Annotated in this window: 25 protein-coding genes; 17 read left to right on the forward strand and 8 right to left on the reverse strand. The window is 57.5% G+C overall.

Translation table 11 applies throughout. The features are described 5' to 3' along the window. Nucleotides 1-110 precede the first annotated feature (110 nt). Complete coding sequence (locus SIB73_RS01200) at nt 111-1,127, reverse strand: helix-turn-helix transcriptional regulator (RefSeq protein ID WP_413403593.1); 1,017 nt, start codon at nt 1,125-1,127, stop codon at nt 111-113. Nucleotides 1,128-1,270: 143 nt separating this feature from the next. On the opposite strand from SIB73_RS01200, the gene SIB73_RS01205 reads away from it, so the two are divergent. Next, nucleotides 1,271-2,296: a sulfotransferase family protein gene (locus tag SIB73_RS01205; protein WP_413439675.1), complete on the forward strand. Its 1,026-nt coding sequence runs from the start codon at nt 1,271-1,273 to the stop codon at nt 2,294-2,296. Here SIB73_RS01205 and SIB73_RS01210 read toward each other — a convergent pair. Both SIB73_RS01210 and SIB73_RS01215 read right to left on the reverse strand, forming a co-directional pair. Beyond that, nucleotides 2,290-3,300, reverse strand: coding sequence for a hypothetical protein (locus SIB73_RS01210; RefSeq protein WP_413403591.1), 1,011 nt, complete (start codon nt 3,298-3,300; stop codon nt 2,290-2,292). The genes SIB73_RS01205 and SIB73_RS01210 overlap by 7 nt on opposite strands. Further along, nucleotides 3,297-3,794 carry a hypothetical protein gene (locus SIB73_RS01215; protein ID WP_413403590.1) on the reverse strand — a complete coding sequence of 166 codons (498 nt, stop codon included), beginning with the start codon at nt 3,792-3,794 and terminating at the stop codon, nt 3,297-3,299. The genes SIB73_RS01210 and SIB73_RS01215 overlap by 4 nt, the downstream gene beginning before the upstream one ends. A gap of 140 nt (nt 3,795-3,934) precedes the next feature. Here SIB73_RS01215 and SIB73_RS01220 point away from each other — a divergent pair, with 140 nt between their 5' ends. The 7 genes from SIB73_RS01220 (at nt 3,935) to SIB73_RS01250 (ending at nt 8,485) form a co-directional block, all read left to right on the forward strand. Further along, complete coding sequence (locus SIB73_RS01220; protein WP_413403589.1) at nt 3,935-4,207, forward strand: hypothetical protein; 273 nt, start codon at nt 3,935-3,937, stop codon at nt 4,205-4,207. Then, nucleotides 4,173-4,466, forward strand: coding sequence for a hypothetical protein (locus tag SIB73_RS01225; protein WP_413439676.1), 294 nt, complete (start codon nt 4,173-4,175; stop codon nt 4,464-4,466). The genes SIB73_RS01220 and SIB73_RS01225 overlap by 35 nt, the downstream gene beginning before the upstream one ends. Before the next feature lie 69 nt (nt 4,467-4,535). Further along, nucleotides 4,536-7,049 (forward strand): GH116 family glycosyl hydrolase, encoded by a 2,514-nt coding sequence (locus tag SIB73_RS01230; protein ID WP_413403587.1) that lies wholly within the window; start codon nt 4,536-4,538, stop codon nt 7,047-7,049. A gap of 63 nt (nt 7,050-7,112) precedes the next feature. Next, a complete protein-coding gene (locus tag SIB73_RS01235; protein ID WP_413406529.1) occupies nt 7,113-7,355 on the forward strand; it encodes a type II toxin-antitoxin system Phd/YefM family antitoxin in 243 nt (80 codons plus the stop codon). Next, nucleotides 7,352-7,621 (forward strand): Txe/YoeB family addiction module toxin, encoded by a 270-nt coding sequence (locus tag SIB73_RS01240; RefSeq protein WP_413403586.1) that lies wholly within the window; start codon nt 7,352-7,354, stop codon nt 7,619-7,621. Before SIB73_RS01235 ends, SIB73_RS01240 begins: the two co-directional genes overlap by 4 nt. Nucleotides 7,622-7,661: 40 nt before the next feature. Further along, a complete protein-coding gene (locus SIB73_RS01245) occupies nt 7,662-7,904 on the forward strand; it encodes a hypothetical protein (protein ID WP_413403585.1) in 243 nt (80 codons plus the stop codon). Beyond that, on the forward strand, nt 7,844-8,485 hold the full coding sequence (locus SIB73_RS01250) for a sulfotransferase family protein (protein WP_413403584.1): 642 nt from the start codon (nt 7,844-7,846) through the stop codon (nt 8,483-8,485). The genes SIB73_RS01245 and SIB73_RS01250 overlap by 61 nt, the downstream gene beginning before the upstream one ends. A 160-nt stretch (nt 8,486-8,645) precedes the next feature. Here the strand turns inward: SIB73_RS01250 and SIB73_RS01255 are convergent, their stop codons facing one another. The 4 genes from SIB73_RS01255 to SIB73_RS01270 form a co-directional block, all read right to left on the reverse strand. Further along, nucleotides 8,646-8,927, reverse strand: coding sequence for a hypothetical protein (locus tag SIB73_RS01255; protein WP_413403583.1), 282 nt, complete (start codon nt 8,925-8,927; stop codon nt 8,646-8,648). Nucleotides 8,928-9,164: 237 nt separating this feature from the next. Further along, the gene (locus SIB73_RS01260) at nt 9,165-9,560 is read right to left on the reverse strand and encodes a hypothetical protein (RefSeq protein WP_413403582.1); all 396 of its coding nucleotides are present in this window, start codon (nt 9,558-9,560) and stop codon (nt 9,165-9,167) included. Next, on the reverse strand, nt 9,557-10,435 hold the full coding sequence (locus SIB73_RS01265) for a hypothetical protein (protein ID WP_413403581.1): 879 nt from the start codon (nt 10,433-10,435) through the stop codon (nt 9,557-9,559). The genes SIB73_RS01260 and SIB73_RS01265 overlap by 4 nt, the downstream gene beginning before the upstream one ends. Continuing rightward, on the reverse strand, nt 10,432-10,875 hold the full coding sequence (locus SIB73_RS01270; RefSeq protein WP_413403579.1) for a hypothetical protein: 444 nt from the start codon (nt 10,873-10,875) through the stop codon (nt 10,432-10,434). Before SIB73_RS01270 ends, SIB73_RS01265 begins: the two co-directional genes overlap by 4 nt. On the opposite strand from SIB73_RS01270, the gene SIB73_RS01275 reads away from it, so the two are divergent. From SIB73_RS01275 to ribD, 5 genes are all read left to right on the forward strand, one after another. Then, nucleotides 10,852-12,030, forward strand: coding sequence for a YadA-like family protein (locus tag SIB73_RS01275; protein ID WP_413403578.1), 1,179 nt, complete (start codon nt 10,852-10,854; stop codon nt 12,028-12,030). The two genes, SIB73_RS01270 and SIB73_RS01275, sit on opposite strands and share 24 nt — an antisense overlap. After that, a complete protein-coding gene (locus SIB73_RS01280) occupies nt 12,031-12,426 on the forward strand; it encodes a hypothetical protein (RefSeq protein ID WP_413403577.1) in 396 nt (131 codons plus the stop codon). Between the two features lie 78 nt (nt 12,427-12,504). After that, nucleotides 12,505-12,837, forward strand: a complete 333-nt coding sequence (locus SIB73_RS01285; RefSeq protein ID WP_413403575.1) for a hypothetical protein — start codon at nt 12,505-12,507, stop codon at nt 12,835-12,837. 180 nt (nt 12,838-13,017) lie between these two features. Next, the gene (locus tag SIB73_RS01290; protein ID WP_413403573.1) at nt 13,018-13,515 is read left to right on the forward strand and encodes a DUF3122 domain-containing protein; all 498 of its coding nucleotides are present in this window, start codon (nt 13,018-13,020) and stop codon (nt 13,513-13,515) included. Beyond that, complete coding sequence (gene ribD / locus SIB73_RS01295; protein WP_413403571.1) at nt 13,515-14,651, forward strand: bifunctional diaminohydroxyphosphoribosylaminopyrimidine deaminase/5-amino-6-(5-phosphoribosylamino)uracil reductase RibD; 1,137 nt, start codon at nt 13,515-13,517, stop codon at nt 14,649-14,651. The genes SIB73_RS01290 and ribD overlap by 1 nt, the downstream gene beginning before the upstream one ends. Here the strand turns inward: ribD and SIB73_RS01300 are convergent. After that, the gene (locus SIB73_RS01300) at nt 14,626-15,348 is read right to left on the reverse strand and encodes a potassium channel family protein (protein ID WP_413439677.1); all 723 of its coding nucleotides are present in this window, start codon (nt 15,346-15,348) and stop codon (nt 14,626-14,628) included. The genes ribD and SIB73_RS01300 overlap by 26 nt on opposite strands. 137 nt (nt 15,349-15,485) lie before the next feature. Here SIB73_RS01300 and ftsH point away from each other — a divergent pair, with 137 nt between their 5' ends. The 4 genes from ftsH (at nt 15,486) to SIB73_RS01320 (ending at nt 19,072) form a co-directional block, all read left to right on the forward strand. Next, complete coding sequence (gene ftsH / locus SIB73_RS01305; RefSeq protein WP_413403567.1) at nt 15,486-17,363, forward strand: ATP-dependent zinc metalloprotease FtsH; 1,878 nt, start codon at nt 15,486-15,488, stop codon at nt 17,361-17,363. Nucleotides 17,364-17,415: 52 nt separating this feature from the next. Then, nucleotides 17,416-18,372 (forward strand): ornithine carbamoyltransferase, encoded by a 957-nt coding sequence (gene argF / locus SIB73_RS01310; RefSeq protein WP_413403565.1) that lies wholly within the window; start codon nt 17,416-17,418, stop codon nt 18,370-18,372. Nucleotides 18,373-18,624: 252 nt separating this feature from the next. Continuing rightward, entirely contained in the window at nt 18,625-18,792 is a 168-nt protein-coding gene (locus tag SIB73_RS01315; protein ID WP_413439678.1) for a hypothetical protein, read from the forward strand. Between the two features lie 79 nt (nt 18,793-18,871). Continuing rightward, the gene (locus tag SIB73_RS01320; RefSeq protein ID WP_413439679.1) at nt 18,872-19,072 is read left to right on the forward strand and encodes a hypothetical protein; all 201 of its coding nucleotides are present in this window, start codon (nt 18,872-18,874) and stop codon (nt 19,070-19,072) included. Nucleotides 19,073-19,294: the final 222 nt, after the last annotated feature.

Below are 19,294 nucleotides of genomic sequence, written 5' to 3' on the forward strand. Positions count from 1 at the left end.
ATGTGAGGGTTTTGGTGGTAGGACCAACCCTTCGTTAATAGCCATTCTCTCTGTCAGAGCACTTGATCCGGATTGAAAATGTGCACAAAGGGGATCTGAAACAATTGCTACTAACTTGCTGACTTCAACCAGGTCTCACTTGGACTTTCTTCGAAAGCCTGCTGATAAGCCTTGGCAAAATGACCCCGACTCTGAAAGCCGTAGAACTGGGCAATTTCGGAAATCGTTCTGAAATTTTTTTCCAACCTTGCTTCCGGTGTTCGGAGAATCCAATTCACCTGTTCAAGCCGCACCCTCTTCATCATCTCCATCGGCCCCATGTTGAATGATTCTTTGGTTCCCTGGATCAATGTGCGCCTTGAGGCAAACAGAGATTCGCTGATTTGATCGAGATTGAAGTTCTGATCAGCGTTTTTAAATCCCCAATCCACAAATTCCTTGGCAAGTTTTTGCCGGGGTGATGGGGAAAAAGTTAAGTATTTTGGTTTTGATTTTTCGGTAATAGCATTCAAAAATGCAGTATACAAGTGATTGGTTATTTGTCTGCGTTGTTGAGGCGTGCGAGGTTGGCACTCGAGCAAGTATTGGAATTTTTTGCGAAAATCTGCATGCAGTGAGGGGTCAATTTGCAAGGCGTTGTTGCTTTGAAGCTTCTCTATAATGTGCTCTGAATCGCAATGACTTAAAAATGCATTGAAGCGTCTTGTTGACAAAATCGCCAGAAATGTTGTGGTGTTTGCTGAGAGTTGAAAATGAGATTCAATTTGCCCCTGACGAAAGCCGTTGAGGGAGAATGGTGCGATTGGGATGTTAAACAATCGACATTCATCAGCTCTGCCTGATGCTTCGAGGCAGAAACTCATGCAGTCGGGCCCCCTCTCTCCATTCAGCAGCAAGTGCTGGTTGGTCTGCAGCTCAAGCAGCACAATGTTGCCGAGATTGGCGACTTTGAAGTTCCCTCGCAAGCGCCCGTGGCTGAGCTGAACAGCATCGAAGGACTTGCCGATCAGACTGAAGAGATGTTTGAGTTCAGTGGCGGACTGAAAAACCGCGTTGATACATTGCTGCGACTCACCAGCCACTGACAGCTGGGGGCTTATTCCAGATCTGGCAATGGAAGTGGTCACAGGACGTCAAGATCGACGACCACCATATGTGTTTTTCTTTCGGCTAGCCTAAATAATTAATCGCGTGCAGGAGACCAATGCAGCGCTGCGTCGATCGGCAAATTGCCGGTGGATGTATTACTCCTTTCACTCTGGTTTCGGCTTTGGCGATAACCAGGCCTAGGCCAGACAGGCTGTTGTGCGGACTGCAGCTCGGTCTGGGTGGTTTGGTGCTGCAGCCGTTCGCCTGGCTTCAGTCCCTGTTGTGGGGCCGGGCTCTGAGCCGACTGGAGTTGCCCGATGACCCGGTCATTGTGATCGGTCACTGGAGAAGCGGCACGACCTATCTGCACCAGTTGATGAGCGCGGATCCTGGCGCAGCCACGGCCAGAAACGTTCTCACAGTGGCTCCCCAGGCGGCTCTTGTGCTGAAGCCGCTGATCGGGCACGTTCTTGGCCCTGTGATGACCGCAACACGTCCAATTGATGCGGTGCCGTGGAGTGCCTGCGACCCACAGGAAGACGAAATCGGTCTGGCTCGCCTCACGGTTGATTCCCACATGGCAGGAGTGGCTTTTCCGCAGGACTATCTCAGACATTTTCATCGCTGCACGCTGTCAACCACACGCCATTTTCGACAACAGCTGCTCCACTTCACCCGGATCACCTGGGCCCACGATGGAGAAGGGAAGCGCCACCTGTTGATCAAGAATCCGGCCCATTCAGCACGGGTTCCCTTACTGCTGGATCTGTTCCCTCGGGCGCGTTTTGTCTTGATGAAACGCGAGCCTGCCGATGCAGTGCGCTCGCTGACACTGGTGAAGCAGAAACTGGCGGATCTGGTTGGGTTGCAGCCGGCTCCTGATCAGTACCGGCAGGTGGAGGAAACGGCGATGGCGCACCGCTTGCTGCTGGAAGCCTTCGAATCAGCGCGCCCAATGATTCCTGCAGGTCAGCTTGTGGAGGTGGAGTTTGATGATTTGATCAGCTCACCCTTGGCCGCGGTTGAAAGGATCTATCGGGAACTTTCCATTGATGGTTGGAACCAGGCGCGTGACGCCATCAAAGCCAGGGCTGAACGGGCGCGAACCTACAGCCCTGACAAGGTGATGCTGGAGATTCAGGCCGAAAGGCGTCTGCAGGAGCTTTTGCCCCCTGCAGACGCCTCTACTGCTGATCAGACCTACTGACCAAACGCCACCTGACAGGCAGCATTGAGCAGCTGGGCTTCGTTGCTGCTGCCTGGTGTGCCTCCATTGAGGGTTCCCTGCCGGCAATCGGCATAGAACCTCGCGGTGGAACCGCCGTCGTCGGCTTCGAAGGTTACCGTGTCACCGGTGGCGGTGACGCTGGGGTAGTAGAGCGAGTACTCCGAATCGGGCACTACGATGTAACTGACCTCGTTGCTCTGGGCAGTGTTGACCAGGCTGTTGATCACACCGAAGGTTGCCAGGCTTGCAACGCCCCAGGCTGCTGCCCTACCGGGATACCAACCCCAGTTGTTCCAGTAGGAGCCACCGTACCAACCGCTGTTCCAGGGGCGGTTGTTGTACCAGTTGTTGCCGCTGTACCAGCCGCGGCCGTAACGATCCCAGTTGTTGATCGCCTTACGCCGATTGTCTGCGCGGGTGTTGAAGCGATCGTTGCGATTGTTCTGGCGCGTGTTGAAGCGATCGTTGCGATTGTTCTGGCGGTTGGAGCTGTTGTTGCGCACCTGGTTCTGGCGGTTGCTCCTGTTGCCCTGGCGGTTGCTCTGGCGGTTGGCCGTATTGGTGCGTGCCTGCCCCTGACGCGAGGAGCGGGTGCTTTGCCTGCTGCCCTGGCGATTGCTGCGCGTGCTCGAACGATTACTGCGTGTGCTCGCGCGATTGCTCGAACGGCTACCCGAGCGACTGCCGCTGTAGTTGCTGAAGCCGGTGCGCCCTCCGCTTCTCGAGCTGCTGCGAGAGCCGCGTGAACTGCTTCTGGAGCTGCTGCGAGAGCCACGGGAACTGCTTCTGCTTCTGGAGCTGCCGCGTGATCCGCCACCGCCACCGCCGCGGCGTTGGGCCAGCTGAATCTCCTCGCTGGAGCCGGTGGTGGCTGCTGATTCGGTGCCGATGGCTGCAAGGCCTGCCGCCGGCTGCAGCGTCAGAACCAGGCCCAGTAATCCGGCGAGACGACGGCTGGGTGCTTGGCGAGTATGGATTGTCATTTTCTGATGGCCTCCTTGAGTCGAGTACAGCCGTTGTCGAAACACGCCACATCCACACGGCCATTGGCAGCGAAAACCATTCCAGCCTTGGTGCGACCCTGCATGGCATCACCGCTGCCAACCAGAACGTCGGCGAGGTAAGTGGGGTTTTTCACGCAGAAGGCTTCGCTGTTGAAACAGAGCTCCTCTTTCTGGAAATCGATGGTGGCGTTCTTCACCGAGACCCACGGTTTCGTCTCGCTGGCACGACCTTCAATGCGTACATAGGGATCGTCGATCACGCGATAGCTGACGATATTTGAGCCAAATGTGTGGACGTATTCAGTGGTGTCGTCGACATTGGATGCCACGACTTTGCAGGAGTGGGTTTTCCCTCCGCTGCGACAGGTGGTATCCAGGGTGTAGAGCTCCTGGGCCACCGCTGCGGATGCGCTGAGGCTGCCGAGCAAGACCGTGAGGCCCGTCAGCACCCTGCAGCGAAACAAGCTGTGCATGGGTGTAGGGGGTCGCGGAGGATTGCACTCCTCCATTGCGTCACCATGACCATGAATCGATCAACAGACCGTGGTTCTGCCTGATCGGGATCAGTTCGGCTTGCAGGAGTTACCTTGACGCTGTTAACCGTCCTTTGATTGTGCTCCGCTCCGTTGTTGTTGCGTTGCTGTTGTCGCTGGCTGCAACCCCTCCCGCCCGGGGTCTTGAGGATTGCAGCCTGATTCAACGACTGATGAACACACTCGGTGCCTCCATGGCTCGCAATCGGATGTTGATCGCGGCTTCGCAACAGACCGGAGACAACAAGGCTCAGGCTGAGCAAGCCAGTGAACTGCTCGCGCGGCAGACCCGTAACTACCGCGACCTGAGGGAAGACTTTGAACGCAACCGGTGTGGACGTGGCTGGGAATGATGCACAGGCTGAGCGCCGGCAAAGACTGCATGAGCTGTTGCTTGCGCTGATCGCGCGCCAGGAGGATCTGGCGCTGATGGATGCTGATGCTCCCTCCGGATTCACCAGCTCCGGTGCTGTTGAGGGCGCATCGGAAGCGGCGCGCTGGTTGGACCGCAACCGACGGGTGCTGCAGCACTATCAATCACTGGTGCGCACCGCTGTGGCACTGGATGCCCTGCTGGACGCAGAACAGGTTCTGCCCTCCAGGGAGTTCTGAGCCGATTTAGTCGGGTGACGGGCACAGACGGTTGAGGTCTGGCAGGCTGGGTCGAATTTCCGCCTCTCCATGGCCCCGCTTGGACTGACTGCTTTGCGTTCGCTGCTGCGTCGCAGTCCCCGTCCTGAAGCCTGGAGTGTGCCGCAAGCCAGCTGGAGCAGGCCGTTCGGACTGGATTGGGATAACCCCTATACGGTTCGTTATGCCAGCAATCTTGATGACGGCCCCAACCACGGCATGCCGTTGGGTGGCTTCGGGTCTGGATGTATCGGCCGTGCTCCCGATGGCGCGTTCAATCTCTGGCACCTCGATGGTGGTGAGCACTGGTTCGGTGTGCTGCCTGACTGTCAGTTCGCCCTGTTCGAGAGCAATGGCAGCAACAAGCGTGCCCATGCCCTGGCGGTGAAGCCGGATGCCGATGCCTCCAGGCCAGAGGCATCCGAGCCAGGGGCAACCGAGCCACTGCAGGCCTGGGACTGGTATCCCGCCAGCACGCGGGAGCGCAGAACGGGAACCTACGCCGCTCGTTATCCGCTCAGCTGGACCCACTATGAGGGTGTCTATGACGCCGATGTGCGTTGTGAGGCTTTCAGCCCGATTCTTCCCGGCGACTACCAGCGCACGAGCTACCCGGTGGCGGTGTTCGTGTGGACCTTGCGCAATCCCACCAAAAAGCCGCTCGATCTCTCGCTGCTGTTGAGCTGGCGCAACAGCTGCGGCTGGTTCACCAACACCGATGCCTCCGCAGAGGTGCATTTTCGCGATGACGGCAGCCCGGAGCACAACTACGCCCCGGCGATCGGCCGCACCGAGGGTCAGTGCAACCGTTATGTGGATGACGGCGAGCTTCAGGGCGTGCTGCTTGAGGGCAACGTCTCCGCTCCGATTGCCGAGGGTGAGGGGCAGTGGTGCATTGCCACCCGCGAACAGCCTGGCGTGAGCATTCAGCGTTGCAGCCGCTGGAATCCTGCGGGCGACGGCAGTGAGCTGTGGAACAGCTTCAGCGCTGATGGCTCGATTGCCAACAGCAACAATGACCGTCACAGCAGCGCTGATGACCCGCTCAGTGCTGCACTGGCGGTGCGCTGTCAGTTGGCTCCTGGGGAGTGCATCGAGATCCCTGTGGTGATCAGCTGGGATTTGCCGATGACGGCCTTTGCCACCGGCACGCAAGCTCTGCGTCGTTACACCGATTTCTTTGGCGCTGCTGGCAACCAGGCCGCGGCGATTGCGGCCGAAGCACTGCGCGACTGGAAACAGTGGAGAGAGCAGATCGACGCCTGGCAGCAGCCGGTGTTGCAGCGCAGTGAACTGCCGGAGCCGTTGCGCATGGCACTGTTCAATGAGCTCTACGACCTCTGCAGCGGCGGTAGTCTCTGGAGTGCGGCATCAGCGGAGGATCCCCACGGTCGCTTCGGCGTGCTCGAGTGCCTCGACTACGCCTGGTACGAAAGCCTCGATGTGCGCCTGTATGGCTCCTTTGCCCTGCTGCAGCTGTGGCCTGAGCTGGATAAATCGGTTCTTCGCAGTTTTGCCCGTGCGATCCCTGCGGCGGATGCCACCCAAAGGCCGATCGGCTGGTATTTCACCCAGGGCAAGGGCCGTGTGGAAGCCGATCGCAAGGTGAAGGGCGCAACGCCGCATGATCTGGGTGCGCCCAATGAGCAGCCCTGGGATGCCACTAACTACACCGCTTATCAGGACTGCAACCTCTGGAAAGATCTCGGCAGTGATTTCGTGCTTCAGGTGTGGCGCACCTACCAGCTGGCCCCCAGCGGCAAAGACCTGGGTTTTCTGGCTGAGTGCTGGCCCGCGGCTGTTGAGGCGCTGCGCTACCTGAAAACCTTTGATGTGAATAACGATGGTTTGCCCGACAACGGCGGAGCGCCGGATCAGACCTTCGATGACTGGCCCTTGATGGGTGTGAGCGCCTACTGCGGTGCGCTCTGGATCGCAGCGCTGGAGGCCGCGCTGGCCATTGCTCAGACGCTGCAGCTCAAAACCGGATTGGACACGGCCGCTGAGCAGCATCAGTTCGGCGCCTGGCTGGAGCAATCGCGCGGCAATTTCGACAAGCTGCTCTGGAACGGCGAGTTTTATGACATCGATGCCGAGAGCGGCACGCCGGTGGTGATGGCCGATCAGCTCTGTGGTGATTTCTATGCCCGCCTGCTCGGTCTGGAGCCTGTGGTGAGTGAGGCCAACAGCCGCAGCACGCTCAAGGCGGTGAAGGAAGCCTGTTTTGACAGGTTTGAGGAGGGCACGCTGGGTGTGGCTAATGGCTTGCGCCGCGATGGCACTCCACTGGATCCCAACGGCACCCATCCGCTGGAGGTGTGGACCGGCATCAATTTCGGCATCGCCAGCTATTTCCAGCTGATGGGCGAATCGCAAACAGCGCAGGCGATTTGTTCAGCGGTTGTGAATCAGGTGTATTCAGGCGGGCTGCAGTTCCGCACGCCGGAAGCGATCACGGCAGTGAACACCTTCCGTGCCTGCCACTACCTGCGCGCCATGGCGATCTGGGGGCTGTGGGCAACGAATACCAACTGGCAGGTGATTCCTGGAGCCCAGCGGGGGTGAAGCCATGCTCCGGCCACTTTGGTCGTGTACGCTTTTGCGTACATATTGATCATTGGGTCTGAAGTGGCTTCGATTTCCGTGACTGAAGCGCGTAGGCGTTTGTTTGCATTGGTGGATGAAGTAGGTGAATCCCACTCTCCAGTGGAGATTCACGGCAAGCGTGGTAATGCCGTGTTGGTGGCGGAAGAAGATTGGAAGGCGATTCAAGAAACGCTTTATCTCACATCAATTCCTGGTATGCGGGAGTCGATCCTTGAAGGGATGGCAGCACCAGAATCTGCGCTTAGTGAGACCCCTGGCTGGTGAGCTGGCGCGTGTTGTTTACCCGCCAGGCTCAGCGGGATGCCCGCAGGCTCGCTAGCGCCTCTCCTGCGTTGAAGGCCAAAGCCGAGCGTTTGCTTGCCTTGCTCCACAGCGATCCTTTTCAGAAGCCTCCTCCCTACGAAGCCTTGGTTGGAGATCTCAAGGGTGCCTATTCCCGCCGAATCAATATTCAGCACCGGCTTGTATATCAGGTGCTGGAAGATGAGCAACTTGTGAAGGTGTTGAGGCTTTGGAGTCACTACGCGTGATTGAAATCAATGGAACGAATCAGTGCAGAGGAGGCAAGCAATGACAACGCAGATCGCCTTCCAATCGTCGCTGCCGCGGGCGGGTTCGACCCTGTTCAGCAACATCGTGGGCCAAAACCCGGCCTTTCATGTGACGCCGACATCGGGTTTGCTGGATCTTCTCTATGTGGCTCGCGGTCAGTTCAGCCGCGGTGAGGAGTTGAGGCTCAGGGGCGAGAGGAAATGGAGCGGGCCTTCATCGGTTTCTGCCGTGGTGGTCTCGAGGGCTATGCCACTGCTCTGACAGACAAGCCCTGGCTTCTGGATAAGAGCCGCGGCTGGGGCGTGCATTACGGCTTTCTGAATGCTTTTTATCCCAACCCCAAAATCATCTGCATGCTGCGTGATCCCGTTGACATTCTCTGTTCGATGGAACGTAACTTTCGCAAGGCCGGCTTGCGCGATCCGGGCATGGTGAATCACAGCGAAATGTTGAACACCAGCCTGGAGAAACGCCTTGATCACTGGGTGGTGTCGCCACCGGTGGGTCTGGCGATGGAACGCTTGCAGGAGATCCTGCGCCAGGGCATTGATCAGCAGATGTTGTTCATTCACTATGAGGATCTCTGCCCCAATCCTCGTTTGCAGCTGGAGCGTTTTTACTCCTATATCGGTCTCCCCTATTTTGTTGGCCACGATTTCAACCATGTGGAGCAGATCACTGTTGAAGATGATGAGGTGTATGGGGTGTTTGGTGACCATCAGATCCGCGGCAAAGTGGAGCCTCAGACCAGCCAGGCCATCGAGATCTTTGGGCCGGGGTTGTGTGATTGGATTCGGCAGCGCTATGGCTGGTTTTATGAAAAGTTTGGTTTGGGGAGATGAAGGTGAGTTGACGTTGAAAACGAGAAGACGACCATAGGCTTGAATATGTCTCCGAAACAATCAAACTACTGGTAAATTGCTTTGATTCAATACCAGGTTGGATAGATAGTCTTAGATATTAAGTGAGTATTGAAATCTGAGGTGCAATGGATTTTTCTGCTCACAAGGATTGCTTGGAGCTCATGGACTCGAGTTGTTGATAAACGTCCAGGTCAATGTCGAATCCCATGGCAAGCATGACCCGCAGACGCACAAGATACCTTTCTTCTTTGCTCAGTAAGCCGTTGCGATAGCGCTTCTGAATTGTGCGGCCGCGCCGGATGTGGGTCATCGGTACGCAATCTGCAGCAGCGAACCTCCAAGCGTTTAGATGTTCCCCACAGGTCGTCAGCACAAAACGATCGATGCCATAACCACTGCCCTTGCCGCGATTGAATGGCATGACCAGATCCCATAAGTCTCGTCGCATGAACGGGGCCATCATTTCAACGAACGGCACTCGATGCATCGAAAGGCATGGCCTTTGGCGCAAGAATCCATACTCACCACTGAGCTCATGATTCAGTGCAACAGAGGGTTGAATTGCCAAGAGATTGTGGAGTCTTGCCAAGGCCAGCAGTTTGAAGACATCTCCTGAAGACAGCATTACATCATCACAAATGACACTGATGTGGTGATCCTAGGGCGGCATTTCTAGTTCACTCCAGACTGCATTCATCGCTTCGCCCATGCCTTCGCAAGGGATGCTGAGCTCTTCAAATCCATGTGGATTGCTCCCAGGCGGGAACCCTTTTCCTGTGAAATCCAGCATCACAACTCTGCAAGGCAAAGGCTGATCCATCACGAAGCAATGCTGACCTGCTGCCGAGGTGATCACCAACAGATCATCCGCCTTGGGTCCAGGATTGATCACAGGTTTGCCGTAAGCAATCGGATCCTGTTGATCAAGCTTTTGAACTGCCTCAAGCATTTCCGGCAGGAATTGGTCACTGTGGCTGCCCAGCACCCATCGCGCCCATTGCTGACGTTCAGCCTCTGAGCGGTCGAGCAGTAGCTCTGGAAACGTTTCGCTCATGCTGCTTGCAGGTCAGATTCAGCTGAGCTCATACCTGCTTGAGCGAGTGCAAGAAACGCCCAATCCGCCGCATAAAACCTGTTCAGTGCTTCAAGTGCTTCAGGGGTGAGATGTTCAGCTTTCAAGCCTCGCCAGGGATTGTCATGCTGAAGGTCTTGGGAAACATTTTGAGCATTGCCATTGATCTCGACTCCGCTGGCTGTTTGCCACTGCTGGATCAGTTCGTTGATGCTCTCCATTCCATGCAATGAGTGGTAACAGCCAGGGTCACCGCCCAGATAAGCCACCTGGGGAATCGTGTGATGGCTCCAATCGATATGACAGGCAATCCACTGGGGAAGTTGCAGTGCCACAGCATTCATGACATAGACGGGGTCGGAGTCATCCGCGAAGCTGGCAACCCCGTGTTTGAGAAGAAGGTCACGGTGATAGTCAACAGCTTTGCGATAAGTGGACTCATCGTCAGTGGTGGTTTCTAATTTTTGATCGATTGCTAAGCGTGTGAGTTCCCGCAGATGGCTTCTGCAGGCCGAAACGAATCGCTCAACCGGGTCACGCCAGATCGCCATTACGGCGCGATGTTGGCCAACAAATTTGAGTTCCTGCGGAGTCAGCCAGTAGGTGTGGGGAAGGGCTGGCATGTGTGGATCACAGAGCAACGGCTCGTCACGGCATCCCTGGAGTTGCAGCCATACGCTCTTGATCGTGCTGCAGCCGTTTTTGCGCACCCAGACGATGGCTGCATCATCTCCGAGGGGCAGCAGCGGTGTGAGTGTTCCTCCAGCCTGCAGATGCATTTGAACGGAGGACCATTCGCTGCTGTTCCTGATCCGCAGACCAGGCATTGGGCCCTTGGCTTGCACTGTGGTGTTCATGCCGCCATGGCTTGATCAGTACCGGCAATGCCGATCCTGGGGTTGATCGTGCTCAAGGGCAGCGGACGAATACCGGACGGCTTCTGCCCCACCTCCGGCTTTTTGCGGCAAATGCTTTCCACGGCGACCTGGAAGGCCTGGGCCACGCTTTTGTCTTGGAACAGCCGAGCCTTGCGTTCACTGATCAACGACCGCATCTGTTGATAGAAGCTCTGGTCGCTCAGCAAGCGGCAGGAGATGGCCACGTAATCATCCACATCCTTGGCGATCAGTTCGGGCAGCTCAAGAACGTCGAGCATCGACACGGTGTGACGGCCGCGCATGAAAGCGGTTGGCAGTGTCACCACAGGGCAGTCGAGCGAGAAGGATTGCATGGAGCTGTTGCCACCGTTCCAGTCGATGGTGTCGATGGTGTGATGGCTGATCGCGAAAAGACCCATGAAGTCGCCGTAATCAAGCCGCGGCAGGATGCGCAGGTGGTTGTCGATGTCGAGGCCGCGTTGTTCAAAGTGAGGGCGCAGACGCTCATGCAGGCGATTGGCGATGCTGCCATTGCCTCTGGTTTCGCAGCACGAGCGTCTGGGCCTAATGCCATTGCAATGGGTACGGAGGCCACTGCTTCTGATGAAGCTATGGCCGTTGGCAGTTCAGCGAGTGCCACTGGTGAAGGAGCAATTTCAACGGGTAAGAACTCGTCGGTAACTGGTCAAGGTTCCTTGGCGTATGGTTTCAAAGCCAGAGCAACGAATGACAACACGATCGCGGTCGGTAGTTCAGCTTTCGCCAATGGCACCAACTCTTATGCCATTGGTGCAGATGCGATAGCCAATGGACGGCAGGCACTAGCCATTGGTGCAGGTGCGCGCGCTGAAGGCTTCAACACCGATCTTGTCGCTGTCGGCACCAAAGCAACAGCACTGGGGACTAACAGCACGGCTCAGGGTGCGTATGCCTATGCCGATGGGACTAATGCGGTTGCGATTGGTACCTCTCGTGCCATTGGAACCGAGGTTGTGGCAATCGGTGCTCAAGCCACGGCCACCTATGACCGTTCCTCTGCCGTTGGAGCTGGAGCAGCTACCACCCGTAAAGACCAGATTGTTCTGGGAACGTCCAAAACAGAAGTGACCGCACCGAATCTGGCTGGTGATGGCACCGAAATCATCGCTGCCAATGAAGATGGAACCCCTGAGCGCACTTCAATGTCCTTTAAGCAGCTCGACAAAGCTGTTAATAGGAAGCTTCCCAAGCTGGAGTCTGCTGCCAGAGGTCTTGGTCAGGCCGTGCAGGCCAGTGGTGCCATCGCCTCCGCGATGTCGGCGATTCCGGAAGTGACCCTTCAGGAAGATGAACCGGCTCGCTGCGGAGTGGGCACGGGTGCTTATGGCTCTCAGTACGCCATCTCCGCAGGTTGTGCCGTGAGAGTGGGCGATCGTTTGCACCTCAACGGTGCACTGTCGTACACCCCATCGGTGGATTACGAATATGGCTCCACCGCCTCCATCGCCGGCCGGTTGGGTTTCTCCTTCCCCCTTGGCAAGAGAAAAGAGTCAACCAAGGTGAGCTCTTCAGAGATCTCGGAATATCGCACCTAGATGAATGCCCGTTTCGTGGAGCTCAAGGATGATCTTCGCTCTCGCGATCAGCAGATTGATGAGCTGAAAGCCAAGCTTGAGGCTCTGCTCGAGCAGCAAAACGACAACACCGGCATGACTGGGCCAGGGTCTGAATCCACCGATGAGCTTGTGGCGCTGCTCAGAGAACAGATCAAACAACTTGAAGAGGAGAAGCGTTTGTCTCTTGAGGAGGATCAGCGCCAAAATCTGGTCATTAAGAAGCTCACCGAGCGTGACACTCAGAATCAGGAGCAGATTCAGGCTCTGGAAGAGAATCTCGATGAGAGTGATAAGCGCTTCGGCAAACTCAAGCGTCAATTTGATGCGATCATGAAAAAGTTGGGTATGAATAGCGGCGGCAATGCAGGTTTGTAAATCATTCCCTCAAGCAGATCCTGAAGATCTGAACAATCCTGATCTCTTCTCATGCTGATTTCACGTCTATCAAGTTCCATGCGCGTTGAATCCCGGGCACTTTGTCTTGTGTCTGCAGCATTGATTCCTGATGCTGTTATTGCCCAGACGGCTCAGTCTCAGCCCTCCAGTGCTCAATTGACCCGTCGATTCAATGATGGATTTGTCAAGGGATGCCTTACCGGTAAGACTCCCAATATTTCCAATCAGCGCGGTTATTGCAACTGCATGGTGAGCAGTTACAACAGTCGCTACGACGGCAAAACCTTATCGGCTATCACTCAGTTAGCTAATCAGGCCGGCCAGCCCGGGGCAGCTCTGGCTGGGGTGATGATGGAGCCAGAGAAACAAAAGTGTGTGGCCCGCTTCTGATTGAGCGGTTCACTTTTTAATTGTGTGAATGTGAGCGATCACAACCGGCTCGTCTTTCGACAACGTGCTGGCGGTTCTTTGATGAGCTGATCTGCTGAGGGCGCACCCAGGCACGGATGCATCGGCAACCCCGCTTCACGGGTTCATGACTGATCATGGGCACACTCCCGTGACTGGTTCATGCTTGCGTTGCGCCGTCTGTTCTGCACATTGCTGGTGGCTGTGATGCTGCTGCTGCTCACGCCGGCAGCGGCCAGCGCTCAGGTGCATGAGCATCAGGATGAAAATGGTGCTCCGATGCTGCGCAGCCTGGAGAGCCTGCGTGATCTTGACTATCAGAGCTGGCAGGCGGTGGCTTACCGCGTCGGCAAGCCTGGCAATCCAGTGGTGCTGCGCATCGTTGGTTACCCGGGCAAGATGCGCCTTGAGCACCCCACTTCGCTGCTGGTGCAAGCCGGAGTCAAGGAGTGGCAGCTCGATGACATCACGCTCGATAATCCTGTACTAGCCACCGACGGCCGTGAGGCGGCTGTGGAATTTGCCCTTGATCCATTGCTGAACGATCTCAGCAACAAGCGTCCATTGCGGCTGTTCCTGCCTGGTGTGTTCAACGAAATGCCAGTGCCTCCCTACGTGGTGGCTGAATGGCGTGATGTGCAGACCGAACCGCTCGGCTGATGGCTGCTCCGGCTTCTTCAGAGCAGCGCTGGATTCCCTGGATGCGCCGCGCCCTGCAGCTGGCAGCCCTGGCTGAAGGTCGCACCAGCCCGAACCCACTGGTCGGTGCAGTTGTGCTGGATGCACAGGGGCGTCTGGTGGGAGAGGGTTTCCATGCACGGGCAGGTCTCCCCCACGCCGAACCGGGGGCTCTGGCTCAGGCAGGCTCCTCCGCCCGGGGCGGCACGATTGTGGTCACCCTGGAACCCTGCTGCCATCAGGGCAGAACGCCTCCCTGCACCGAAGCGATTCTTGCTGCAGGAATCCAGCGGGTTGTGGTGGCGTTAACGGATCCTGATCCGCGCGTTGCCGGCGGCGGCCTGCAGCGTCTGCGCGATGCCGGTCTGGAGGTGATCAGCGGCATCCTGGCTGCACAGGCCGCTGATCAGAACCGGGCCTTTGTGCATCGTGTGCGCACCGGCCGTCCCTGGGGGATTCTCAAATGGGCCATGAGCCTGGATGGACGCACCGCCCTGCCCAATGGCGCCAGTCAGTGGATCAGTGGCCCGCGGGCGCGCGCCTGGGTGCATGAACTCAGGGCTCGATGCGATGCGGTGATCGTGGGTGGGGGCACCGTGCGGGCCGACGATCCCATGCTCACCAGCCGTGGCCGTCGCTCACCTGAACCGCTGCGAGTTGTGCTCAGCCGCAGTCTTGAGCTGCCCGAGTCGGCGCAGCTCTGGCAGCCATCCACAGCACCCACCCTGGTGGCCCATGCAACCGCCGAAGCGTTGGCGCTCGAATCGCAGCTCAATCGGATGGCCGCCTTGAAGGCCAAGGGTGTGGAGCTCCAGACGCTCGAGCGCTCTGAGCCTGAACAGCTGCTGCCTGAACTTGCACGCCGTGGCTGCAACCGGGTGCTGTGGGAATGCGGCCCCGCTTTGGCAGCTGCGGCCCTGCAGCAGGGGTGCGTACAGGAGATTGCGGCGGTGATTGCCCCCAAACTGCTGGGCGGAGAGCTGGCTCGAACCCCCCTGGGTGAGCTGGGCTTCAAGGCGATGGATCAGGTGCTGAGGTTGAACTGCGAGCCAGGCCGGAGCCTTGGTCAGGATCTGCTGCTGCAGGCGCAACTCAGTGCTTCTGCAGCTCCGAACTGATTCGCCCGATCAGAATTCCCATCACCACCGCCAGATACAACTGTCCGACCACACCTGTGGACACAGCCAACATCCGTGCCAGTGGATAACCGGGGGTGACGTCGCCGAAGCCAAGGGTTGTCAGACAGACGAAGGCGAAATAGTTGATCTGCGCGAACACTGGAGTGAGGAGCAACACGATGGAGTTGCCCACCATCTCGATCCCTGGCATGTCGATTGGCGCGAAGCTGCCGGGCTGGATTGTTTCGACGCCCGTCATCACCAGTCCAGAGGTCAGGCCCAGCAGCAGGTAACCAGCGGCTGCCCCCATCAGCACCCTGGAATTCACGCTTTGTTCGCTGGCCAGTCGCTTCACGAGGCGCACCACGCTCCAGCCCACCAGCAGACTCCAACTCATAACAAGAGGAATGGCGCTGAGGTACCACTGGAGCGGAGTGAACAGCCACACAAGCTGAGTCAGCAGCGCCACGATTCCCAGTGTTTGATACAGCCGGTCGGGCACGCTCAGCACCGGCTTGTGCAGCATCACCAGTTGGGTGAGCAGCAGGGCGATCAAGGCATAGCCGAGGTTGCCCAACCAGCTGATTCGGGGGAAGGCGAAACTCGCCATCACCAGCAGGCAAAGCAGCAGAAGCAGCTGATAGATCGTTTCCTTGCGTTGCCTGTGTCCGCGTTCCAGCTGCATCGTGTTTGCCACGCTCACTTCGAGAATGGCCAGGTTTGTCGGTGCTGGCGAGTTTCACCGCCATGATGTGGCGTTCGGTTCTCCGCCATCCCGCGGCGACCCGGCTTGGAATACCGGCTTTAGCCTTGGGCCAGCACAGGACGTGATTCATGCCGATCCGCGAGGACGACAACCGCCCCAATCGCCGCTTTGGAATCCTCAACCTGGTGCTGATCGGTTTCGGTGTACTGCTGTTGATCAGCAGCTTCGTTCCCAACCAGGGCATGCAGCAGGTTCCGCGAGTGCCCTACTCGCTGTTCATTGATCAGGTGAACGACGGTGCTGTCAAGCGCGCCTACATCACCCAGGATCAGATCCGTTACGAGCTGTCTGAAGCCGAGGAAGGAGCTCCCTCGGTACTGGCGACGACGCCAATCTTCGACATGGATCTGCCGCAGCGCTTGGAGACCAAGGGCGTTGAGTTCGCTGCTGCCCCTCCGAAGAAGCCCAATATCTTCACCACGATTCTCAGCTGGGTGGTTCCCCCGCTGATCTTCATCCTTGTGCTGCAGTTTTTCGCACGTCGCTCCATGGGAGCCGGCGGAGCGCAGGGAGCACTGAACTTCACCAAAAGCAAGGCGAAGGTTTACGTCCCCGATGAACAATCGCGCGTCACCTTTGCTGATGTGGCCGGCGTTGATGAAGCCAAGGACGAGCTGGCTGAGATCGTTGATTTCCTCAAGTCGTCTGATCGCTATGCCGAAATCGGTGCGCGGATTCCCAAAGGCGTATTGCTCGTCGGTCCTCCGGGAACCGGCAAAACGCTGCTCTCCAAAGCGGTGGCTGGAGAAGCGGGTGTGCCCTTCTTCATCATCAGCGGCTCGGAATTCGTTGAGCTGTTTGTTGGTGCCGGCGCGGCGCGCGTTCGTGATCTGTTCGAGCAGGCCAAGAAAAATGCGCCCTGCATCATCTTCATCGACGAGCTGGATGCCATCGGCAAGAGCCGCTCAGGTTCCATGGGTGTTGTCGGTGGTAACGATGAACGCGAGCAGACCCTTAATCAGCTGCTCACCGAAATGGACGGTTTCGCCTCCAAGGACAAGCCGGTGATCGTGCTGGCAGCCACCAACCAGCCGGAGGTTCTCGATGCCGCCTTGCTGCGTCCCGGTCGCTTCGATCGCCAGGTGTTGGTGGACCGCCCCGATCTCTCCGGACGCAAGACGATCCTGGAGATCTACGCCAAGAAAGTGAAGCTGGCCGAAGGTGTGGATCTCGATCGCATCGCTCAGGCCACCAGCGGTTTCGCCGGCGCTGACCTTGCCAATCTTGTGAACGAGGCTGCCTTGCTGGCGGCCCGTGCCATGCGCACCAAGGTGGAACAGCAGGATCTCGGCGAAGCGATTGAGCGAGTGGTGGCCGGTCTGGAGAAGAAGAGCCGTGTTCTCCAGGACGATGAAAAAAAGGTTGTGGCTTACCACGAGGTGGGCCACGCGATCGTCGGGCACCTGATGCCCGGCGGCAGCAAGGTGGCCAAGATTTCGATCGTGCCCCGCGGCATGAGTGCACTTGGTTACACCCTGCAGCTCCCCACTGAAGAACGTTTCCTCAATTCCAGAGAGGAGCTGCAGGGCCAGATCGCCACATTGCTGGGTGGTAGATCTGCGGAGGAAGTCGTATTCGGAAAGGTCACCACAGGTGCCTCCAACGATCTGCAGCGAGCCACGGATATCGCCGAGCAGATGGTCGGCACTTACGGAATGAGCGAAACGCTTGGACCACTGGCTTACGACAAGCAGGGTGGAGGTCGCTTCCTTGGCGGCGGCAATAATCCTCGCCGCACCGTGAGTGATGCCACGGCTCAGGCCATCGATAAAGAGGTCAGGGCACTGGTCGACACCGCCCATGACCAGGCGCTGACGATCCTGCGGCAGAACATGGCACTGCTCGAAACCATTTCCCAGAAGATTCTGGAAAAGGAAGTGATTGAAGGCGATGAGCTCAAGGAGATGCTTGATGCCAGCGTCATGCCTGAGGCCATTGCCGCCTGAGGCTTGACGGATTCGTGCTTTGTCCCCGATAACAATCCTTTGAAGTCAGTCCATGACGTCCGCCACCACCAGCGTTGCTGCCGTCCTTTCGGCACTGAGCGGCAACGACTATCTGTCGTCGGCGGATGCCACGGCTGAACAGACATCAGCCCTGCTTGAACTGGCCAGGCAGCTCAAGAGTGGTGATCGCAGGATCGATCTTGGTAATCGTGTTCTCGGCCTGATCTTCACCAAAGCCTCCACACGCACACGCGTCAGTTTCCAGGTGGCGATGGCCAGGCTTGGCGGCCAGACCGTTGATCTCAATCCGCAGGTCACCCAGCTGGGGCGAGGTGAACCACTCGAAGACACCGCCAGGGTGTTGAGCCGTTTCTGTGATGTGCTCGCTGTACGTACATACGCTCAGCAGGAGCTGGCTGATTACGCCTACTGGGCCTCGATTCCCGTGATCAATGCTCTCACCGATCTGGAGCATCCCTGTCAGGCTCTGGCCGACTTCCTCACCATGCAGGAAACATTCGGTGAGCTTCAGGGTCAGACCCTGACCTATGTGGGCGATGGCAACAACGTGGCCCACTCCCTGATGCTGTGTGGTGCTCTGCTGGGCGTGAATGTGCGCATCGCCTGCCCCGATGGCTTCGAGCCCCTGCCAGGAGTGCTCGATCAGGCCCGTTCTCTGGCTGTTGGTGGTGCAGAGATCAGCGTCAGCAGTGATCCTGCAGCTGCGGTGAGCGGAGCTCAGGTGATTTACACCGATGTCTGGGCCTCCATGGGCCAGGAGCAGGAACAGCTCGAACGGCAACAGGCCTTCCAGGGATTCTGTGTGAATGAAGCGCTGCTGGCTCAGGCCGATTCCCGCGCCATCGTGTTGCACTGCCTGCCTGCCCATCGCGGTGAAGAGATCAGTGCGGACGTGATGGAGGGCTCCGCCAGCAGGATCTTCGATCAGGCGGAAAATCGCCTGCATGCCCAACAGGCGTTGCTGGCTGCTCTGCTGGGTGGTCTCTGATCAGTGAGGCCAGCCCTGGTGGGAGAGAGCAGGGGGTTTGATCCAACCGTGATTCTCTGCTGTTCACTGTAGTTTCACCAGAATCCTCGCTGATCTGCACCAGAGCCTTGCAGTGGGGTTCACCAGAGGAGCTGTGATCTTGAAGGAGTCGAAGGGGCTTTGCACCCAACCATTCCCTTCAACGAGCACTTCAACAAGCACTCCAACCCGCCATGTCCGTCAAATCCGTTGTTGTTTACGCATTCCCTCACGGTGGGCATTGGCGCTGTCACGCATGCCAAGACTCAGCTGATTGAGCCGGCACTTCTGGAGACCAGAGACACCATCGAGCTCGCTGACGCCTCTCTCGCTGAACCTGATGACCTGAACTGGTTGCGCAGCCGCAGCGGCAGAAGGCTCGTCGCTCAGGTGCGTCTTTAACTTCTGCTGGATTGCAGCCATCGAGTCTTCGTCAATGTCTCGTTACGTTTGTTAATGTTTCGGCACCAGCAGAACGATGATGTCTTCCTCCACTCCCAACACCCCCGACCCTCAGAAGGTCTTCAGTGAAAAGCTCAATGGCCGTGCAGCAATGCTTGGCCTTGTGATTGGTCTGGCCGTTGAAGCTGTCACCGGCAAGGGAATTGTTCAACAGGTCTGGGGCTTCAATGAGTCGACCAAGGGAATTGATTTCTCAGGTCTTCTCAGCTTCTTCAGCTGATTGATCAGCGGCTGCAGAGTCGTGACGATCGGATCGCGTTGTGCCTGGTCATGACGCGATTTAATCGACCCTCTTGATCTTGAGCTCATGTCTGCGGATGTTTGTGGCCTTTTGCTTTTCAAGCCAGCAGTCCATCGCTTTCAGCAGGGTTCAGCTCTCTGAATCAACAGAGCTGACCAGAATGCCCGATGTCCCGGGAGTGTATTTTTTGTCAGCTGATGG

Origin of the sequence: Synechococcus sp. MIT S9509, from assembly GCF_047303035.1 — a bacterium.
Lineage (GTDB): Bacteria > Cyanobacteriota > Cyanobacteriia > PCC-6307 > Cyanobiaceae > Synechococcus_C.

Excerpts from the sequence above, each read along its gene's own strand:
- SIB73_RS01210 (WP_413403591.1), bottom strand. The coding sequence starts at position 3,300 with ATGACAATCCATACTCGCCAAGCACCCAGCCGTCGTCTCGCCGGATTA.
- SIB73_RS01215 (WP_413403590.1), bottom strand. The coding sequence starts at position 3,794 with ATGCACAGCTTGTTTCGCTGCAGGGTGCTGACGGGCCTCACGGTCTTG.
- SIB73_RS01230 (WP_413403587.1), top strand. The coding sequence starts at position 4,536 with ATGGCCCCGCTTGGACTGACTGCTTTGCGTTCGCTGCTGCGTCGCAGT.
- SIB73_RS01245 (WP_413403585.1), top strand. The coding sequence starts at position 7,662 with ATGACAACGCAGATCGCCTTCCAATCGTCGCTGCCGCGGGCGGGTTCG.
- SIB73_RS01250 (WP_413403584.1), top strand. The coding sequence starts at position 7,844 with ATGGAGCGGGCCTTCATCGGTTTCTGCCGTGGTGGTCTCGAGGGCTAT.
- SIB73_RS01255 (WP_413403583.1), bottom strand. The coding sequence starts at position 8,927 with ATGCCATTCAATCGCGGCAAGGGCAGTGGTTATGGCATCGATCGTTTT.
- SIB73_RS01260 (WP_413403582.1), bottom strand. The coding sequence starts at position 9,560 with ATGAGCGAAACGTTTCCAGAGCTACTGCTCGACCGCTCAGAGGCTGAA.
- SIB73_RS01265 (WP_413403581.1), bottom strand. The coding sequence starts at position 10,435 with ATGAACACCACAGTGCAAGCCAAGGGCCCAATGCCTGGTCTGCGGATC.
- SIB73_RS01275 (WP_413403578.1), top strand. The coding sequence starts at position 10,852 with ATGGCTGATCGCGAAAAGACCCATGAAGTCGCCGTAATCAAGCCGCGG.
- SIB73_RS01270 (WP_413403579.1), bottom strand. The coding sequence starts at position 10,875 with ATGGGTCTTTTCGCGATCAGCCATCACACCATCGACACCATCGACTGG.
- SIB73_RS01280 (WP_413403577.1), top strand. The coding sequence starts at position 12,031 with ATGAATGCCCGTTTCGTGGAGCTCAAGGATGATCTTCGCTCTCGCGAT.
- SIB73_RS01285 (WP_413403575.1), top strand. The coding sequence starts at position 12,505 with ATGCGCGTTGAATCCCGGGCACTTTGTCTTGTGTCTGCAGCATTGATT.
- SIB73_RS01290 (WP_413403573.1), top strand. The coding sequence starts at position 13,018 with ATGCTTGCGTTGCGCCGTCTGTTCTGCACATTGCTGGTGGCTGTGATG.
- ribD (WP_413403571.1), top strand. The coding sequence starts at position 13,515 with ATGGCTGCTCCGGCTTCTTCAGAGCAGCGCTGGATTCCCTGGATGCGC.
- ftsH (WP_413403567.1), top strand. The coding sequence starts at position 15,486 with ATGCCGATCCGCGAGGACGACAACCGCCCCAATCGCCGCTTTGGAATC.
- argF (WP_413403565.1), top strand. The coding sequence starts at position 17,416 with ATGACGTCCGCCACCACCAGCGTTGCTGCCGTCCTTTCGGCACTGAGC.
- SIB73_RS01320 (WP_413439679.1), top strand. The coding sequence starts at position 18,872 with ATGTCTTCCTCCACTCCCAACACCCCCGACCCTCAGAAGGTCTTCAGT.